This is a genomic window from Veillonella sp. 3913, assembly GCF_003992235.1.
Lineage (GTDB): Bacteria > Bacillota > Negativicutes > Veillonellales > Veillonellaceae > F0422.
In genome coordinates, this window is the sequence record NZ_RQVF01000001.1 from 313,213 (window position 1) to 331,336 (window position 18,124).

The 18,124-nt window shown below is 38.9% G+C and carries 15 protein-coding genes and 2 riboswitches; of the genes, 1 reads left to right on the forward strand and 14 read right to left on the reverse strand.

Annotated elements, in window-relative coordinates; genetic code table 11:
* Positions 1–5: 5 nt before the first annotated feature.
* Positions 6–1,421: a glycosyl hydrolase family 18 protein gene (locus EO113_RS01600; RefSeq protein WP_127135349.1), complete on the reverse strand. Its 1,416-nt coding sequence runs from the start codon at positions 1,419–1,421 to the stop codon at positions 6–8.
* Between the two features lie 138 nt (positions 1,422–1,559).
* Between EO113_RS01600 and lgt the strand changes: the two genes are divergently transcribed.
* Positions 1,560–2,372, forward strand: coding sequence for a prolipoprotein diacylglyceryl transferase (gene lgt / locus EO113_RS01605; RefSeq protein ID WP_127135350.1), 813 nt, complete (start codon positions 1,560–1,562; stop codon positions 2,370–2,372).
* 184 nt (positions 2,373–2,556) lie between these two features.
* Here the strand turns inward: lgt and trmFO are convergent, their stop codons facing one another.
* From trmFO to thiD, 13 genes are all read right to left on the reverse strand, one after another.
* Entirely contained in the window at positions 2,557–3,876 is a 1,320-nt protein-coding gene (gene trmFO, locus EO113_RS01610) for a methylenetetrahydrofolate--tRNA-(uracil(54)-C(5))-methyltransferase (FADH(2)-oxidizing) TrmFO (RefSeq protein WP_127135351.1), read from the reverse strand.
* A complete protein-coding gene (gene topA, locus EO113_RS01615) occupies positions 3,873–6,122 on the reverse strand; it encodes a type I DNA topoisomerase (RefSeq protein WP_370466806.1) in 2,250 nt (749 codons plus the stop codon). The genes trmFO and topA overlap by 4 nt, the downstream gene beginning before the upstream one ends.
* A 13-nt stretch (positions 6,123–6,135) precedes the next feature.
* Positions 6,136–7,239, reverse strand: coding sequence for a DNA-processing protein DprA (gene dprA / locus EO113_RS01620; RefSeq protein ID WP_127135352.1), 1,104 nt, complete (start codon positions 7,237–7,239; stop codon positions 6,136–6,138).
* Positions 7,240–8,811 (reverse strand): YifB family Mg chelatase-like AAA ATPase, encoded by a 1,572-nt coding sequence (locus EO113_RS01625; RefSeq protein WP_127135353.1) that lies wholly within the window; start codon positions 8,809–8,811, stop codon positions 7,240–7,242.
* 15 nt (positions 8,812–8,826) lie between these two features.
* On the reverse strand, positions 8,827–9,183 hold the full coding sequence (locus EO113_RS01630) for a YraN family protein (protein ID WP_126940261.1): 357 nt from the start codon (positions 9,181–9,183) through the stop codon (positions 8,827–8,829).
* A gap of 264 nt (positions 9,184–9,447) precedes the next feature.
* Positions 9,448–10,251, reverse strand: coding sequence for a ribonuclease HII (locus EO113_RS01635; RefSeq protein ID WP_127135539.1), 804 nt, complete (start codon positions 10,249–10,251; stop codon positions 9,448–9,450).
* Positions 10,238–11,131, reverse strand: a complete 894-nt coding sequence (gene ylqF / locus EO113_RS01640; RefSeq protein WP_127135354.1) for a ribosome biogenesis GTPase YlqF — start codon at positions 11,129–11,131, stop codon at positions 10,238–10,240. Before ylqF ends, EO113_RS01635 begins: the two co-directional genes overlap by 14 nt.
* A gap of 250 nt (positions 11,132–11,381) precedes the next feature.
* On the reverse strand, positions 11,382–11,723 hold the full coding sequence (rplS, locus tag EO113_RS01645; protein WP_009354025.1) for a 50S ribosomal protein L19: 342 nt from the start codon (positions 11,721–11,723) through the stop codon (positions 11,382–11,384).
* 122 nt (positions 11,724–11,845) lie between these two features.
* On the reverse strand, positions 11,846–12,745 hold the full coding sequence (locus EO113_RS01650; protein WP_127135355.1) for a zinc metalloprotease HtpX: 900 nt from the start codon (positions 12,743–12,745) through the stop codon (positions 11,846–11,848).
* A 6-nt stretch (positions 12,746–12,751) separates the two neighbouring features.
* Positions 12,752–14,785: a glycine--tRNA ligase subunit beta gene (gene glyS / locus EO113_RS01655; RefSeq protein ID WP_127135356.1), complete on the reverse strand. Its 2,034-nt coding sequence runs from the start codon at positions 14,783–14,785 to the stop codon at positions 12,752–12,754.
* 1 nt (position 14,786) lies between these two features.
* A complete protein-coding gene (glyQ, locus tag EO113_RS01660; protein ID WP_009354040.1) occupies positions 14,787–15,662 on the reverse strand; it encodes a glycine--tRNA ligase subunit alpha in 876 nt (291 codons plus the stop codon).
* A gap of 378 nt (positions 15,663–16,040) precedes the next feature.
* Complete coding sequence (thiE, locus tag EO113_RS01665; RefSeq protein ID WP_206168640.1) at positions 16,041–16,712, reverse strand: thiamine phosphate synthase; 672 nt, start codon at positions 16,710–16,712, stop codon at positions 16,041–16,043.
* A gap of 106 nt (positions 16,713–16,818) precedes the next feature.
* Positions 16,819–17,625 carry a bifunctional hydroxymethylpyrimidine kinase/phosphomethylpyrimidine kinase gene (thiD, locus tag EO113_RS01670; protein WP_127135357.1) on the reverse strand — a complete coding sequence of 269 codons (807 nt, stop codon included), beginning with the start codon at positions 17,623–17,625 and terminating at the stop codon, positions 16,819–16,821.
* A 66-nt stretch (positions 17,626–17,691) separates the two neighbouring features.
* Positions 17,692–17,788, reverse strand: a riboswitch (TPP riboswitch).
* A gap of 180 nt (positions 17,789–17,968) precedes the next feature.
* Positions 17,969–18,076: riboswitch (TPP riboswitch) on the forward strand.
* The last annotated feature ends 48 nt before the right edge of the window (positions 18,077–18,124 follow it).

Here is an 18,124-nt window from a genome sequence, read left to right on the forward strand (position 1 = left end):
AAATCTTAGTCTTTAGGCAAAGGCTTTTTTTCTTTTGTAACCTTTACAACACCTGTTTCATCAGAGTGTTTATGAGGTTTCTTAAACTTTAACACAATTTCTTTACCATCTTTAGAAACCCTTGTCACTTCTGAAGTATCTGTATGTTTAGATTTTTTCTTTTTCTCTTGTTTTTTTACTTCTTTTTTATAATCTTTTTTGTCTGAAATTGCTTTCCCCTTTTCAGTACTATCTATATTAGCACTATCTAGAGCAAAACTCAGCACCGGCCATACATCACTAGCTTCAAAACCTTTACGCCAAGCCGCGACTCCTGCAAGTTGTAATTCTTTTACAAGACCCACTTTATAACTTAAGGACTGTGGATCTTCAAACCAAATTTTAGTCAGTGTCCCCTCATATGGTTTCTTTTCATCATATATACCATAGACATCATTTTTCTTTGTTAATGTCAAATAATTACCTTTTAATCGCTCATCCCAGCGCATCACATCTCTGTATTCACGTTCTAAATCCAACGCTTTGGACATGGCTAGTGTTTTACTTTTTGCTTTTCCTTCCCAAGAACCTTTCACTGGTACAGACCACTCACGCATATAGAATGGAATACCCAGTACGAGTTTTGATGCTGGTACTTCAGAAAGCATTTGCTCTGTATGCTTTCTAACCCATGGATAGGAAGCGACTGGTCCAGCTATATCACTAGATGCCCAAGTTTCATCGTACGCCATAAGTACCACATAATCTACTACATCAGCATAAGCTTTACGGTCATACACTAAAGACCAGTTTTCACTATTAGAATAACCCGTTACATCTATTGATGTATGTAGATTATACGTTCGTAACCCTTTTGCCAGAAAATCAACAAACTTCGTTAGCTGTGCTTTATCTTTATAATGAATATTTTCAAAATCAAAATTATATCCGTCATAACCATACTCTGTAGCATAATTAATGAGGCCTTGCTTATATCGTTCCCACATAGATTCATTAGCAAGGATTTTACTAGTCATATCTGGATCGAATTGGTTTGTAATCAAAGGCCATACGCGATAGCCTTTTTCCTTATAACTATTCACATAGTCATGGGATAGCTTAGAACTAGCTTTTAGACCAGTCGTAGTCAATTCAAACCAGCTGGGAGACATAATTGATGTACCATTCTGTACATACTTTTTATCATACGCCGTTTCTGATACTATAGGATCAAATACCATGGTGATAGGTAATGTAACTTCTTGCTTTTCTGGAGTATACAACATAGGGCCTACATATTGTGTAGGTTCTACTGCTGTTGTTGTATTGGAAAGTGCTGGAAAGGGAATATGGATTGCTGCCTCTGCTACTGGATAAGAAGCAAACAAACTAAATGCCGATATTCCTAGCACCATATGTTTCATAAATTGTAAGTGTTTCATAAGCGCTCCTTTTAACCTTTATATTATATCACATTCAGCCTATATATTGGGAACACTATACTATTTCTCTAAAATTTATGGTACACTACAAAAGTAGGAATATTAAAAATATATGTAATAGAAATATCAGGAGGTACTATGTATCAATATTTATTTTTTATCGGAGGTTTTCCTATAAGAGCCTACGGTTTACTTCTCGCTTTAGGTATTATTAGTGCTGCCATTGTAGGCTACTTCATCATGAAAAAAGATGGCCGGGGATGGGAAAAATATATGGTAGATTTCACCATTACTGTTGCTATAGCTGGTATCATCGGTGCTCGACTATGGGATGTGTTTTTCTTTGACTGGGGATACTATCACAATCATTTATTGGAAATTCCATACGTATGGCAAGGTGGTATGGCTATCCAAGGCGGCGTATTGTTAGGTGCTATTGCTGGAATTTATTATTTAAAAAAACAACATGTTGACCCTTGGGCATTTGCTGATTTATTTGCACCAGCCCTTATGGTAGGTCAATCTGTGGGACGTATGGCGAATGTCATGAATGGTGATGCCTTTGGTCACCCTACTGGGGGAAACTTCGGTATTCTCTATCCAGAAACTACCTTGGCATACCGCACTTATGGTAATCAACCTTTATGGCCTGCTGAAATATGGGAAGGTCAAGTAGATATTATTTTGTTTGTTATCTTACTATTGGCTAACGTGTTCCCTCATAAAAAAGGGCAAATTTTCTGTTTATATGCATTCTTGTACTCTGCCTTACGATTCTTCTTAGAATTCCTACGTGGAGATTATGTAAACCTAACATTAGGCTTTAAATCTGCGCAAGTTACAAGCTTAATTGTCATGGCTGTGTCCTTTGGCATCTGGCTATACCTTCATTATAAAGGAACAACGGATACACATGTATTCCCTATAGGGAAAGGCAAAAAAGAAAAATAATGATTCATTAGTTTCAACACAAAGTGATGCCTATAAAATCAAAATAATAACAGATATAAAGAGGAAAGGATTGCACATCGCAAATCCTTTCCTCTTTTTCTTATCTATAAAATTTCAAATATTATAAAATTCTCTTGCCTTTGTATATGTAAAGCACTATATCTGTCAAGTACAAAACTATTCATTAAGACAGTAACTCTTCTGCTACAATTAATGCATCTAATTCTTCTAAAGCACGTTGCGCAATTAATGCATTTTTTTCTTTTTTCTTACGTACTTTAGCTCCCCAAGGTTCCATAATACCGAAATTAACATTCATTGGCTGAAAATTGGAACCTTCATAGGCACTGATATAATGGCTTAACCCACCAAGAGCCGTTGTTTTAGGGAATGTAACAAATTCTTTACCATGCAACATACGCGCCACTTGAATAGCTACCATCATACCTGCAGCTGCTGATTCTAGATACCCTTCCACACCTGTCATTTGACCAGCAAAGAACAATCGTGCATTAGATTGTAGTTGGAATGCTTGGTTCAATAGTTCTGGAGAGTTAATATAAGTGTTACGATGCATGACGCCATAACGAATAAATTCAGCATTCTCTAACCCTGGAATCATTTGGAATACTCGCTTTTGTTCACCCCATTTTAAATGCGTTTGAAAGCCTACTAAGTTGTACATAGTAGCTTCTTTATTTTCCTTGCGCAACTGCACTACTGCATGCCACTCAATATTGTTCCGTGGATCTACAAGGCCAACCGGTTTCAAAGGTCCATAACGCAATGTATCTACTCCTCGAGATGCCATAATTTCTACCGGCATACATCCTTCAAAATAGATTTCTTTTTCAAAATCTTTTGGTTGTACTACATCGGCTGTAGTTAATGCTTCATAGAAAGCATCATATTCTTCTTTCGTCATAGGGCAGTTTAAATAATCTGCATCCCCTTTATCATACCGTGAGGCTGCAAATACTTTATCGTAATTCAAAGACTCTGCTGTTACAATCGGCGCTGCCGCATCATAGAAATAAAAATCTTTAGAACCAGTTAACTCTTTAATCTTAGTCCCTAACGCTTCTGATGTGAGTGGACCACTTGCAAAAATAACAATACCTTCTTCTGGAATCTCTGTCACTTCTTCATGAATCACGGTGATTAAAGGGTGTTCTTTAATACGTTCTGTAACCCTTTTGCTAAAAGCATGACGATCTACGGCCAAGGCACCACCTGCCGGAACTTGAGTAGCATCGGCAGATTCCATGATTAAAGAGTCTAAACGACGCATTTCTTCTTTCAAAAGCCCCACTGCATTTTCTATCGTATTCGCACGCAAAGAGTTAGAGCATACTAACTCTGCAAATTGATCTGTATGATGAGCCGGTGAAGACACTTTGGGACGCATTTCATATAAGTGCACAGGGATACCACGCTTAGCCAGTTGATAGGCTGCCTCAGAGCCAGCAAGACCAGCTCCAATAATAGTTACAAAATCTTTCATTCTTTATCTTCTTTCTTTGTTCTAGGTTTACGTTTTGGCCTTGTTTCACAGTCAGGATTGGAACAAAACTCTTTTTTATTTCCATTTTTATATACTTTTTCAGCCATTAAGCTACCACAAACGGGACAAGTTTTATCAATAGGTTTATCCCACATTGTAAAATCACAAGATGGATACCCTTCACAACCATAAAAAACACGACCTCTCTTGGATTTACGTTCTAAAATCTCATGAGATTTACATTTAGGACATGTCACTCCCGTGCTAACTGTAATGGACTTAATATTTCGACAATCTGGAAAGTTAGAACATGCTAAATATTTACCATAAGGTCCTAGTTTATAGACCATATCATGTCCACATTTTTCACAAAGAATACCACTCTTTTCTGCCTCCAGTTCTATCTTCTCAGCCGATTCAGCTGTGTATAATTCCTTCTCAAAACTATCATAAAATGAATGGATAACAGCTTCGTAGAAGTTAGTCCCTTGTGCAATATGGTCTAAATCTTCCTCCATAGAGGCAGTAAATTTCGTATTAATGAACTTTTCAAAATGAGTTGTTAAAAATTCCACCACGGCAAATCCTAAATCAGTAGGAATAAATTGTTTATCCTTACGCTCCACATAATTCCGTTTTAAGATCGTATCAATAGTAGCTGCATACGTACTTGGTCGACCAATTCCCTGTTCTTCTAATACTTTGATAAGACCTGCCTCAGAATAACGGCTTGGAGGTTGCGTAAAATGCTGTATACCATCCATAGAGATAGGCATAATAGCTTGCCCTTCCTCTAGGGCTGGCAGTATATGGTCATCCTCTTTTTTAGCGTCTTCATAGACTTCTGTAAAGCCTTTAAATAATACACGATTCCCAGAAGCCTTCAATGTATACTCATCTACATGAAATTGCATAGTTATAGTTTCACTTTTCTGTGGAGCCATTTGACTCGCTAAAAATCGATTCCAAATCAAGGTATATAATTTTAACTCATCACTAGATAGATAGAACGCTACCGCTTTAGGTGGTAATTCCAACATGGTAGGACGAATCGCTTCATGCGCATCTTGAGCATTCGCCTTCGCTCCAAATACATTTGGTTTACTCGGATAAAACTCCTTCCCAAAGGTCTTGAGAATATAGGCTTTAGCTGCTTCTTGCATTTCCTTTGATACCCGAGTGGAATCTGTACGCATATAGGTAATCAAACCTACATGACCATAGCCCCCAATTTCTTTACCTTCATATAAATGTTGTGCTGCAGACATAATGCGTTTTGCATTCATATTCAGTTTGCGTACACCTTCTTGTTGCATCGTCGACGTCGTAAATGGAGCTGGTGCTTTGCGACTACGTTGTTTTGATTGTACAGAACTAACTACACTTTCACGGTCACGAATAACACGTAACACTTCATTACTTTCTATCTCATTAGAAATCGTTAGCTTTTCATCACCTTTGTGTGTCACTACCACATCAATTTGTTCATTCTTAGCTGTTTGATACACACCTTCGATAGTCCAGTATTCTTCTGGAATAAATGCTTGAATTTCTCGTTCCCGATCGCAGATAATACGTACCGCTACAGATTGAACACGTCCGGCACTAAGTCCTTTGCAAATCTTTTTCCACAACAAAGGACTCAATTTATAGCCTACAATACGGTCCAATACGCGGCGAGCCTGTTGAGCATCCACCATATGCATATCAATCGGTCTAGGTGTTGCCATCGCCTCTTGAATAGCATGCTTGGTAATCTCATTGAAAGTCACTCGACATGGTGTAGTACCATCTATATTTAAAATATGTGCTAAATGCCAAGAGATGGCTTCTCCTTCACGGTCAGGGTCAGTTGCCAGATACACAGCCTTCGCCTTATCTGCTTCTTTGCGCAAATCTTCAATAACAGCCTTTCTACCTGGTACATTCAAATATCTAGGTAAAAAACCATTAGTAATAGATACACCCATTTGCATTTTAGGTAAATCCCTTAAATGGCCCATGCTAGCTTTTACCACATAATCATCACCTAAAAATTTTTCAATAGTCTTTGACTTTGCTGGTGATTCCACTATGATTAATGTTTTTCCATCTTTTTTGAAAGTCCGTTTATGCTCTATTTCAACCGGTTCCGGACGCATGACCAAAGGTCTAGACTCTGGTGCTTTGGCGCTTGATTTGACAGCTTCTTTTGTATCTTTGTCTTTTTTCTTCTCCCCTGTAACGAAGGATCTAGTAATGGCCAAAAATCTTCCTCCTCTAAGTATGTAGCACGTACCCCTGAGGGGTATGTGTAATCATTTGTTTTAGCTCTAGTTGTAACAGCAATGTATGAAGATTGGATAAAGGCAATTGTGTGCTATGCACTAGTTCCCCAATCGTCGTATTTCCACCAGGATTCATAGCCTCCAATACACATCGTTCCTCTTCATTCACTGTGTTTACTTTTTCACTATTCATGTTACTATACTTTGCGACTTTTTGCCAACCATATTCACACAATACTTGTTCTGGATCTGTTAATACTGTAGCCCCTTGCTGAATGAGCCAATGATTTCCATCACAAGTATGTGTCAATACATTCCCTGGTATGGTAAACACATCTCTTCCTTCATTTATCGCCATATCAGCAGTAATCAAAGAACCACTACTAGCTTTTGCCTCCACCACAATAGTGCCTCTCGTCATACCACTGATAATTCGATTTCGTGAAGGAAAGTGATGACTCTTTGCTTGCATATGCGGTCCATATTCTGATAATAGCAATCCATCTTTTGCTAAAATTTCTAAAAATAAATTTCGGTTTGTTCTTGGATAGGTTACATTTAAACCGCAGCCCATAACAGCAATCGTTGGAGCTTGTCCTTGCAAGGCCCCTTCATGGCTAGCACGATCGATCCCCATGGCGCCTCCACTAACAACAATAATGCCTAAATTAGATAAAGCCCGTCCAAAGTGTCTAGCTACTTGTACACCATAGGTAGAGCACTTTCTAGCGCCTACCATCGCCAAAGAACGATCCATATGTTGCAACACTTCTATATTTCCACGTCCATACAACACTCGGGGACTATTATAAATTTCTAATAAAGATTTTGGATAGCATGGAGATTCCCAAGTAATCACTTCCATATGATAACGCTTTAAATCTTCTTCTAATTGTAATAGAAAGCTTTCATTGATAGGACGGCGAATTTCATCAAATAATTCATACTTACAACCCAATGATGGTTCCACATTGTGATGTAACACATGATGCCAAGCTTCTTTGGCACTTTCGTAATAAGTAAACAAATTACCTAAGCTTGCATTCCCTAATCCCACTACATGTTGGAGAGCACTCGCATAAATTTCGTCTTTCATTTACAATCCCTCCTGTACCTGCCGATAACTCAAAGCTTCTGCCACATGGTCTGTTAAAATCTCCTCAGATTCTGCTAAATCAGCGATTGTTCTTGCCACTTTAACAATGCGGTCATAGCTACGTAAACTCAAATGTAATGTAGTAAAAGCTGAATCTAGCAATTCTTTAGCTTGCTCAGAAAGTTTCACATATATTTCTATATCACTATGACTTAAATGTGAGTTCACACCAATATTCGTTCCTTTATATCTTTCAGTTTGCATAGATCTAGCACGGATAACACGGCTACGTACTTGCGCTGTACTAACTTTATCCTTAGGGGCATATATCTCTGTTAAAGTAGGTCTTTCTACGGGTACTACTAGATCCATTCTATCTAAAATAGGTCCTGATAACACTCGTTGGTATCTTTGAACTTGCGTAGCTGTACAAGTACATCGATGATCTTCTTCCGTTCCAAACCATCCACATGGACATGGATTCATAGCCATGACAACAATACAATCACTGGGATAGGTAGTTGCCATTCCAATCCGTGCAATATGTACTTGTCGTTCTTCTAAGGGCTGTCTCAGAACCTCTATGACAGGCCTACGAAATTCTGGTGCTTCATCCAAAAATAAAACGCCTTTATGTGCCAAGGTAATTTCTCCTGGTTTTGGCGGTTGTCCTCCTCCCGCCATAGCCACTAATGTACTCGTATGATGAGGACTGCGAAATGGTCGTTGTTCCATTAATCGGCCACTTTTTAATAAACCCATTACACTATAAATACGGCTTACCTCTAGTTGCTCCTCCCGTGAAAGAGGAGGCAATAAAAACGGCAACCGTTTAGCTAACATGGTTTTTCCCGAACCCGGAGGTCCTGTCATCAGTAAATGATGACCACCAGCAGCAGATATTTCTAAGGCTCGTTTTGCCATTACTTGCCCTTTTACATCTTGTAAATCTAGTATTTCCGCACTATATTTTGATGGCACTATAGCTATCTGCGCACATAGATTTTCTTTCTTTTCAGGATGCTCTAATACTTCCACAACTGCAGCTAATGTAGATAGTCCATATACAGGTATAGAGGACCCACTAATAGCCTCTTCATGATTTCCTATAGGCACAATAATATCTTCTACCATAGAAAGATAATTATTGTCATTCCCTAACTCCTGATTTGTCACTCCCATCACCATAGATAACATCCCCATCACTGGTTGTAAAGAACCATCTAGCGATAACTCTCCTATAAATATATGGTGATTCCAATGTATAGACTCCTTTTTCTTGTGTTTTCCCGATTCTTGAGCGGCTAAAATTCCCATGGCAATGGCTAAATCTAAAGAAGACCCATCTTTACGAATATGGGCAGGTGCTAGATTGACCACAATTCTCTTCATAGGAAACTCAAAGCCACCATTTTTGATAGCCGATCGCACTCTCTCCTTTGCCTCTTTCACAGAGGTCGCTGGTAAGCCAACAATATCAAAGCTTGGTAGACCTGGGCTAATATCTACTTCTACGGTCACCACATATCCATCAATACCACTCACACATACTCCATAGGTTTTTGCATACATGATACTCCTCCTATCTTATAAATGACATGCTTTCATATGCCGTAATTTAGAATCTCCCACTTGAGGCACATATACTTCTATCACATCAAATCGTATAGATTCATACTCTATATCACGGGTTGCCAAAAACATAGATATGACATGACGTATGTGTTGTTTCTTTTTCCAATGCACCGCCTCGCAGGGCATTCCATAGGTTTGGGTCCGTCTTGTTTTCACCTCTACTACAATGAGCATATTTTCTTTTTTAGCGATAATATCTACTTCACCAAATCGATAGCGTATATTTCGTTCCAATACATCATAGCCTTGGCTTTTTAAATAGTTGGTAGCTAGGTCTTCACCGTATCTTCCTAATTCAATATGGTTCATAGGCACCTCCTTAGTTCTACATTACTTTCATTATGAAAGAATGTAAACCGTACAACCCACACTGTTAGGAGGGTACTCTACTAAGAGTGTTATAATCCATATACAATTATCGATATTCAAAAAAGCATTCTCATAGAATACTCTATAAGAATGCTTTTATAAGTAATATTATATTATAATCATTTTCAAACAATGGAATCGCTATGGGCAGAGATATCTTTATAGGTATCCTAAGCATGTATAACCTAAATGATATACTAATACTTAGATTTCTTCTACAGGCTTACCTGCCACAATCGATTTGATAGGTTCAAAACTATGACGATGTAATGGCGTAATGCCAAGGTCTTTTATGGCCTGCTTATGTACATCTGTATAATATCCTTTATGGATCGCAAACCCAAATCCTGGATACTCTTCGTCCATAGATTCCATGAAGCGGTCCCGTGTTACCTTTGCTACAATGGAAGCAGCCGCAATAGATGCACTTTTAGAGTCTCCTTTAATCAAAGATTCTACAGGTACCTCTAAATCTGGTAATTTCATCGCATCCGATAATACAGCCTCTGCCTGTACTGGTAAATTATGAATCGCCTCATACATAGCTTGTCGTGTAGCCTCATAAATATTGAGTGTATCAATGACTTCTGCCTCATAGGACACACAGTGTACCGCTACTGCTACCTCCATGATTTGATCAAATAAGGTATCTCGTTTTTCTGGCGTTAGTTTTTTGGAATCGTTCAACCCTACTAGCTTGCAATGAGGTGGTAAGATAACCGCTGCTACTGTCACAGGACCTGCAATAGGACCTCTACCCACTTCATCTACACCAGCCACTAAAAATTTTCCTTCTTCATAAAAACTTTCTTCATAGGTGTACATGGCTTCCAAACGCTGTTGCTCCTCTAAGACTTTTTTCTGCTTTCGTAAATACACACCAGCTGCGTGTTTCACGGATTCACGAGAATCTTCTAATGCCCATTGTACATAATCAAAAGGGCATTCACCTTGCAATAGATTTTTAATATCTTTAACTTTAAGTTCCTGAAACTCACTCTTCGTCAACATAGTACGGCTCCTCATCGACGCCATCAAAGGTAATGTATCCCAATTTGTTATTTCTATAATCCGTCAAAATCACACGGCGCACCTTGTCATAATCCACGACGCCACCGCTTACCAAACAACCACGACGACGACCAATAGCCTCTAACATGGTATCTACGGATGTACGCTCTTCTTCCGTCAATTTATAACGCTCATGCAATAATGTCGGTTCATGCTCTTCTAAATATGCCAACAACTGCTTGATAACAGAATCTAAATCATACACATCGTCGGAAATAGCTCCTGTCATCGCTAACCGAGCTGCTGCTCGTTGGTCTTCAAACTTAGGCCATAATACACCTGGCGTATCTAATAATTCTAGATTTTTACCTACTTTCACCCATTGTTGACCACGAGTATGACCCGGTTTATTAGCAGTTCTTGTTGCTGCTGATCCAGCTAGTTTATTAATTAGTGTAGATTTACCTACATTGGGTATCCCTAGAATCATAGTACGTACTGTACGACCTTTGATTCCTTTTTTTATCCAACGATCGATGATGGGTTGGGCTAAGGATTCTACAGTTTTCACCAACTGTTTATTGCCTTTGCCATTTTTAGAATCAATAGCAATAGCATGAATACCTTCGTTTTTGAAAAATTCAATCCATTCTTTTGTAGCTTTTGGATTTGCCAAATCGCATTTATTTAAAATCACTACATGTGGCTTATCGCCTATCAACTCGCGAATAACTGGATTCGCACTACTGCGAGGAATACGTGCATCTAGTAATTCGATAACCACATCAACTTTCTTTTTATGTTCCGTAATCATGCGAGTGGCTTTTGCCATATGACCTGGGAACCACTGCACGATCGGAAAAATTTCTTGACTCATACTTCACCTATTCGTCTATTATCTATATCATATGCTCATTTTACGGTTATTTTTTTCTGCTAATTTAATATCTTTTATGACATACTACTATCAAACTATCTACATTTTATGAAAGTATATAAAATTGACTATCAAGTAGCAAACTCTCATCTAGGATTTCATAACTAATATGCCCTACTATTTAGCAGTTTCTAAAGGAAATAAAAAAAGGCTAGCCATAGACTTACGTCTCATGGCTAACCCTTTTAAATTAGCGTTTTTCGCGAATACGAGCAGCTTTACCAGTAAGGTTACGTAAGTAGTACAATTTAGCACGACGAACGATACCGCGACGAGTTACTTCGATTTTTGCTAGACGTGGGCTGTGAAGTGGGAATACACGTTCAACACCAACGCCAGAAGCGATACGACGAACTGTGAAAGTTTCACGAACGGAACCACCTTGACGGTTGATTACTAAACCTTCGAAAACCTGAATACGTTCACGGCTACCTTCCACAACTTTTACGTGTACTTTTACAGTATCACCAGCGCGGAACTCAGGAATGTCAGAGCGAAGCTGTTCTTTTTCTAATACATCAATAATATTCACGATTTTTTCCTCCTATTTTGCAGACGTTCATTACTTACACCTTATAAGCAGAGGACCATCTCAAATTAACAGTACTATTCTATCATAAATAAAAGTTTTTATGCAAGAGGGAAATGTAAAATTTATTTTATCTTCCCCTCTACATATTGTCGCAATCGTTCGATACGTTTTTCTGTAGCTGGATGTGTGCTATAGAGTTTGCTAATGAGCCCACTTTCACCAGTTTCAACTGTATAGTTGCGTAAGGTAATCAATGCATTATGGAGTTCAGCGCCTAAGCCGATTTCATAAGCATATTTATCTGCCCGATATTCGGCTCGTCTACCTGTGAATAAGTCAATAATGATCAAAGGCGCTTTAATAACCCACTGCATGAAAAGTATCTGCAATACCACGCAAAGGTAGAAGATTTGCACAATGAATGTAATTATCGGTAGTCGCAAATATTGAATCCATAATATGACACGCGCAAATAGTTCGTACACACGAATGCACATTTGTCCCAAATAGTTCATATAGAAACAAGAAAATCCGTAGGCCCCATCTTTATGATGAATATGTCCCATTTCGTGAGCCACTATGCCCAATAATTCATCATATGGCAACTGTATGATAGCCCCCGTATTAATACAAATTCGATTATGCCCCATTGCAAAAGCATTGATAGAATCATCATTTTTGATAAACCAGTCGAATTGCGACATATCGATACCAGTATGGTTTTGTATATCCTTCTGAATCATCTGTAGAATCTCTACTTCTTGCCCTATAGGACGACGTCCCCCATAGAGCCACATGGTAATGCGATGAAACCAAGGAATTTGCGCTAGTGCCGCCACAAGTAACACAGATGTACCTGCTACGGCATAGCTAATATTTTCCAGGTTAATACGCACATGAAAGAGGTCCATCGCTTTCATCAGAAAAGGATGATCAATAGGACCAAAGATGACTTGGTACATATACACAATGCTACCCATGATGAATACATTCGCAAAAAATGTTAGTACTGTAACAATCATAAGATCTTATTTCAATTTACCTAAGTTACTTACTTCGTAAGTCATACGTAATAATTGAAGACGATTTTGCTTCACTGCTTCGTCTTTATCCATAACCATAACATGTTCAAAGAATGTTTCAATATATGGCACCAAGGATTCTGCCAAACTTACAGCTTTCACATAGTCCCCAACTTCTAAGGCCTTGCGATTTGTTGTATATACCGGTAATGCCGCTTTGTACAAGGCTTGTTCAGAATCTTCTTTTAACAAGGATTCGTCAACGCCTGTGAAAGTCACATCTTTTACCATATTAAAAATACGTGTGTAAGCCTGCATTAATGGTTCGTTTTCATCAATACGGTTTGCTGTTAAGGCTTGTCCTAAACCTTCTGCTAGGGCAACTGTGACAGTCTCTTGGCTCAATACGATATCTACCACTTGATATGGCATACCTTGTTCTAACAAGATATTTTTCAGACGAAGGATGAAGAAGTTTTCTAATTGACCTAGTAATTCTTCTTGTTTTTCACTAGCCACGCCTAATAATTCCATTGCTTTTACCCAGATTGGACGCATGGATAAAGACCATTTGCTATCCATCAAGATGTTGATGATACCGATTGTTTGACGACGCAATGCATATGGATCTTGGGAGCCTGTAGGGATTAAACCACGGCTGAAAGTAGCTACAATGGTATCTACTTTATCTACGATACTCAAAATACGACCTGCATCGGTACTTGGCAAGATATCCCCTGCAAAACGAGGCAAGTATTGTTCAAAAATAGCCTCTCCTACAGCTGGTGTTTCGCCATCTAGTAAAGCATATTCTTTACCCATAATACCTTGCAATTCAGTAAATTCACTCACCATACCTGTCGTTAAGTCTGTTTTAGCAAGGTGTGTAGCACGTTCTAAGGTAGCTGTATCTGCAAAACCTACTTCTTTTGCTAAGGCAGTACCTAATGTTAACAGACGTTCTGTTTTATCTTTTAAATTGCCCAAACCTTCTTGGAAGACAATTTTTGTCAATGCTTCATACCGGCCTGCTAATGGTGTTTTACGGTCTTCATTAAAGAAGAACTTCGCATCGTCTAAACGAGCGCGAAGTACTCGTTCATTACCAGCTGCCACCACATCCAAAGATTTGCTATCCCCGTTACGAACAGTTAAAAACATAGGAAGTAATTTACCTTTGCCGTCCACCATTGGGAAATAGCGTTGATGGTCTTTCATTGGTGTAATAATACAGTCTGATGGTAACGCTAAATAGCTTTCATCAAAAGTACCACAAAGAGCTGTTGGATATTCTACTAGGAATGTAACTTCGTCTAATAAATCTTCATCCCACACCACAGTAGCCCCTTTAGTGGCTGCTAATTCTGTTAATTGTTTACGGATTGTTTCACGGCGAACGTCTTGGTCGATCATAATGAAGTTTTTATTCAATGTATCTACATAGTCTTTTGGTTCTCCAATAGTCAACTCAGATTCACCTAAGAAACGATGTCCACGGCTTACATTTGTACTTGTTACATTAGCAAATGTCACTGGTACTACGTCTTGACCAAATAATGCCACTAACCAACGTACTGGGCGAACGAAACGTTCTTCTAAATCGCCCCAATGCATGGATTTAGGGAAACTTAAACCTGTAATCAAGGATGGTAATATGTCAGATAAGACTTCTTTTGTATCTAAACCAGCTGTCGTTGTATCAGCAAAGATATATCCATCTACTACTTTCAATTCAGATACATCTAATCCTTTACCACGAGCAAAACCGATAGCTGCTTTTGTAGCATTTCCATCAGCATCATAGGCAATGGATACAGATGGACCTTTATGAGTTTCGTGAACATCTTCACCACGTTCTGCTACGTCATTGATGAGTAATGCAACGCGGCGAGGTGTAGCATACACTTTCACAGCACCATGTGGAATGTGACGTTCCGCCAAAGCTGCTGTTGCTAATTCACCTAATTGTTTGATAATATTTGGCAAAAATCCTGCAGGAATTTCTTCTGCCCCAATTTCAAAGAGTAAATCCTTAGCCATCTTATTTATCTCCTTTCAACAATGGGAAACCAAGTTCTTCTCGTTTCGCCAAATAGTTTTGTGCACAAATACGAGCCATGTTACGAACACGACCGATAAAAGCTGTTCTTTCAGAAATAGAAATAGCACCGCGTGCATCTAGCAAGTTAAATGTATGGGAACATTTCAACACATAATCGTAGGCCGGCAACACAAAACCTAATTGACATACACGTGTAGCCTCTGCTTCGTACATGTCGAACAATTTGAACAACATATCTGTATCTGCTAATTCAAAGCTGTACGTAGATTGTTCTACTTCGTTTGCATGCCATACATCGCCATATGTGTATTGTTCGTTCCATTGTAAGTCATACACATTTTCTACGCCTTGAATGTACATAGCCAAACGTTCTAAACCATATGTGATTTCTACAGATACTGGTTTTACATCGATAGATCCTACTTGTTGGAAATAGGTAAACTGCGTTACTTCCATGCCGTCTAACCAAACTTCCCAACCAAGACCCCAAGCGCCTAATGTTGGAGATTCCCAGTTATCTTCTACGAAACGGATATCATGATCTTCTGCATGAATGCCAAGAGCAGCCAAACTTTGCAAGTATAATTCTTGAATATTGTCTGGAGAAGGTTTAATAATCACTTGGAATTGATGATGTTGAAATAAACGGTTCGGATTGTCACCATAACGACCGTCTGCTGGACGACGGGATGGTTCTACATAACATACAGACCATGGTTCTGGTCCCAATGCATGTAAGAACGTAGCAGGGTTCATCGTACCTGCCCCTTTTTCAATGTCATATGGTTGTTGTAAAATACAACCTTGTTCACCCCAGAAGTTTTGGAGTGTAAAAATCATCTCTTGAAATGTCATTTCCATTCCTCCTTATGTTTTACAGGGAATAAAAAAAGTCCCTGCAACGAAAATCGCTACAGGGACGAGATATACCCGCGGTTCCACCCTAATTGGCTAATGCCCTCTTTTAAAAAATAGCCTTTACTAATTGTCCATACCTAGTATGGTACAACGTTCCTGCTCATGCTCCACAGCGCCTTCTACTCAATTGTGAGCTTTCACCATCCTCACTCGCTAAAGGGAGTATACTCCTCTGCTTCATCACTTATGTATATATACTATTGTATGGATAAAAGGGATTAGTGTCAAGGTGTATCCTCTTAATCAGCGATGTAAGTTCTTAATTACTTTTACTATCCCCCTATTCCACAATAGTCTAGGAATATGTTCTGTATATTATTTTTCCAAGAACATCTTACACCATTCCATGTTCTCTATCCACATGGCAGTTTCATATTCGACGTCTTCCATTTCTGTGATGGCTGAGATCACCGCAATACCGTCCACTGGTTCCGCTAAGACATCATCAAAGTTATCTCGATTAATGCCACCAATAGCCACCATTGGAATTGTCGGGTTATGAGCACGTAAAGCTAAAATTAATTCGGGCCCTCGCACAGTTTTGGCATCTTTTTTTGTGCTTGTTTCATACATAGGACCTACACCGATATAATCCACATAGTCCAACTTTGTGTTCTCCAACTCTTCTACAGAGTTAATAGACGTACCCACAAGAGCGTGAGGCAATCGTTTGCGTACTTCTTCAAGGTCCATATCGTCTTGCCCCACATGAACACCATCAGCACCTATCTTTTCAGCTAATTTTACATCATCATTGATGATGAAAGGAACTCCATATTCTTTGCAAATTTTCTGTAACTCCCGTGCCAACTGTTCTTTTTCGTCACCTACTAAAGCACCTTCTCCTTTTTCACGAAGTTGAAAGCAAGTAATACCCCCTTTACAAGCTTCTGTAAGGGTCTTGTGAATATCCTTCGTATTCGGTGTTCCACAAATGAAGTACAACCCCATCATGGAGCGTACTGTATCTATATCATGATGTTTCAAAATAATCCTCGTTTCTTATATAACAACCAAAACAGATTACTTATAGTATACCACGACACTCAAACTATTCGATATGGCTTGTATCATACTCATAGACTTGGGTAGATTATTCAGAATATTCATCTCCATAGGCCATATGATTCACTGGTCCATTGCCTGTGCCCAACCCTGGATTATGCAAGATAGCTAATCGGATATATTCTTTACCAATGGTAATGGCATCTTCCAAGGATTTCCCTTTAGCTAGTTCTGCTGTTATAACAGCAGAGAATGTACAACCTGTGCCATGGGTGTGTACTGTGTCATATTTAGGACTTGTCCAAGAGCGACGCATGGACATGGTATCTTTTGTAAACAAGTAATCTGTAGCCTCATCTCCAATGTGACCACCTTTGATGATTACCGCTTGAGGGCCTAATTCTTGTAAAATGCGAATCCCTGCTGTATGCAAAGCTTCTACCGTATCAATTTTCATATCTGCTAGTACTTCGGCTTCACTACGGTTCGGTGAAATCAAGGTCGCTTTCGGAATCAATTTGCTTTGTAAGGCTTTCACAGCTTCATCTGAGATAAGACGGTCCCCACTAGTGGCAATCATCACAGGGTCTAACACATAGGGTACTTTAGAATCTAGGTAAGTTCCAATTAGTTCCATCATCTCTGCTGTAGCTAACATACCCGTTTTCACTGCTTCTGGCACAATATCTGTAAATACGGCTTGCAATTGTGCTTCAATCATAGAAAGGTCCATGTGAGCAATTTGTGTCACACCTCTCGTATTTTGCGCTACTACTGATGTAATGACAGCCATGCCATAGACGTGACGACTTTGAAAGCTTTTTAAGTCTGCCATCACCCCTGCACCACCTGTTGGATCCGTTCCTGCAATCGTTAATGCTCTATGTAATTTCATAGGTATCTCCTTTACTAGTAACAAAAAAGAACCAATCCTTTGGACGGTTCTTATACAATGTCTAGTATTCGATGCCATCCACTTTCCTACGCCAGCATTATCTGGTTCAGGTCTAGGGTTTTGACACTCATCAATCTCAGCATAAGCACCCCTAGTGGTTCTTCTATTAATTTAGTTATAACATGAAATATACTCTAATGCAATACAATAAATTACAGCTAAGCTACTTTCACTATAAGAGATTTCCTCTCAATATAGACATTCATATATCCTATATATTTCATATGATACATTACATTCACCTATATATTGCTATTGACGTAGTATCATTCAATTCGTATAATACATCTGTAAGGGGTGCTCACTAAAGTGGGCTGAGAAGTGGCTATGTGCTACTAACCCATAACCTGATTTGGATAATGCCAACGTAGGGATATATTAGTATATTTTTGTAGTACCTATACAAACACATAAGGACACATTACCACATGGTTCCTGT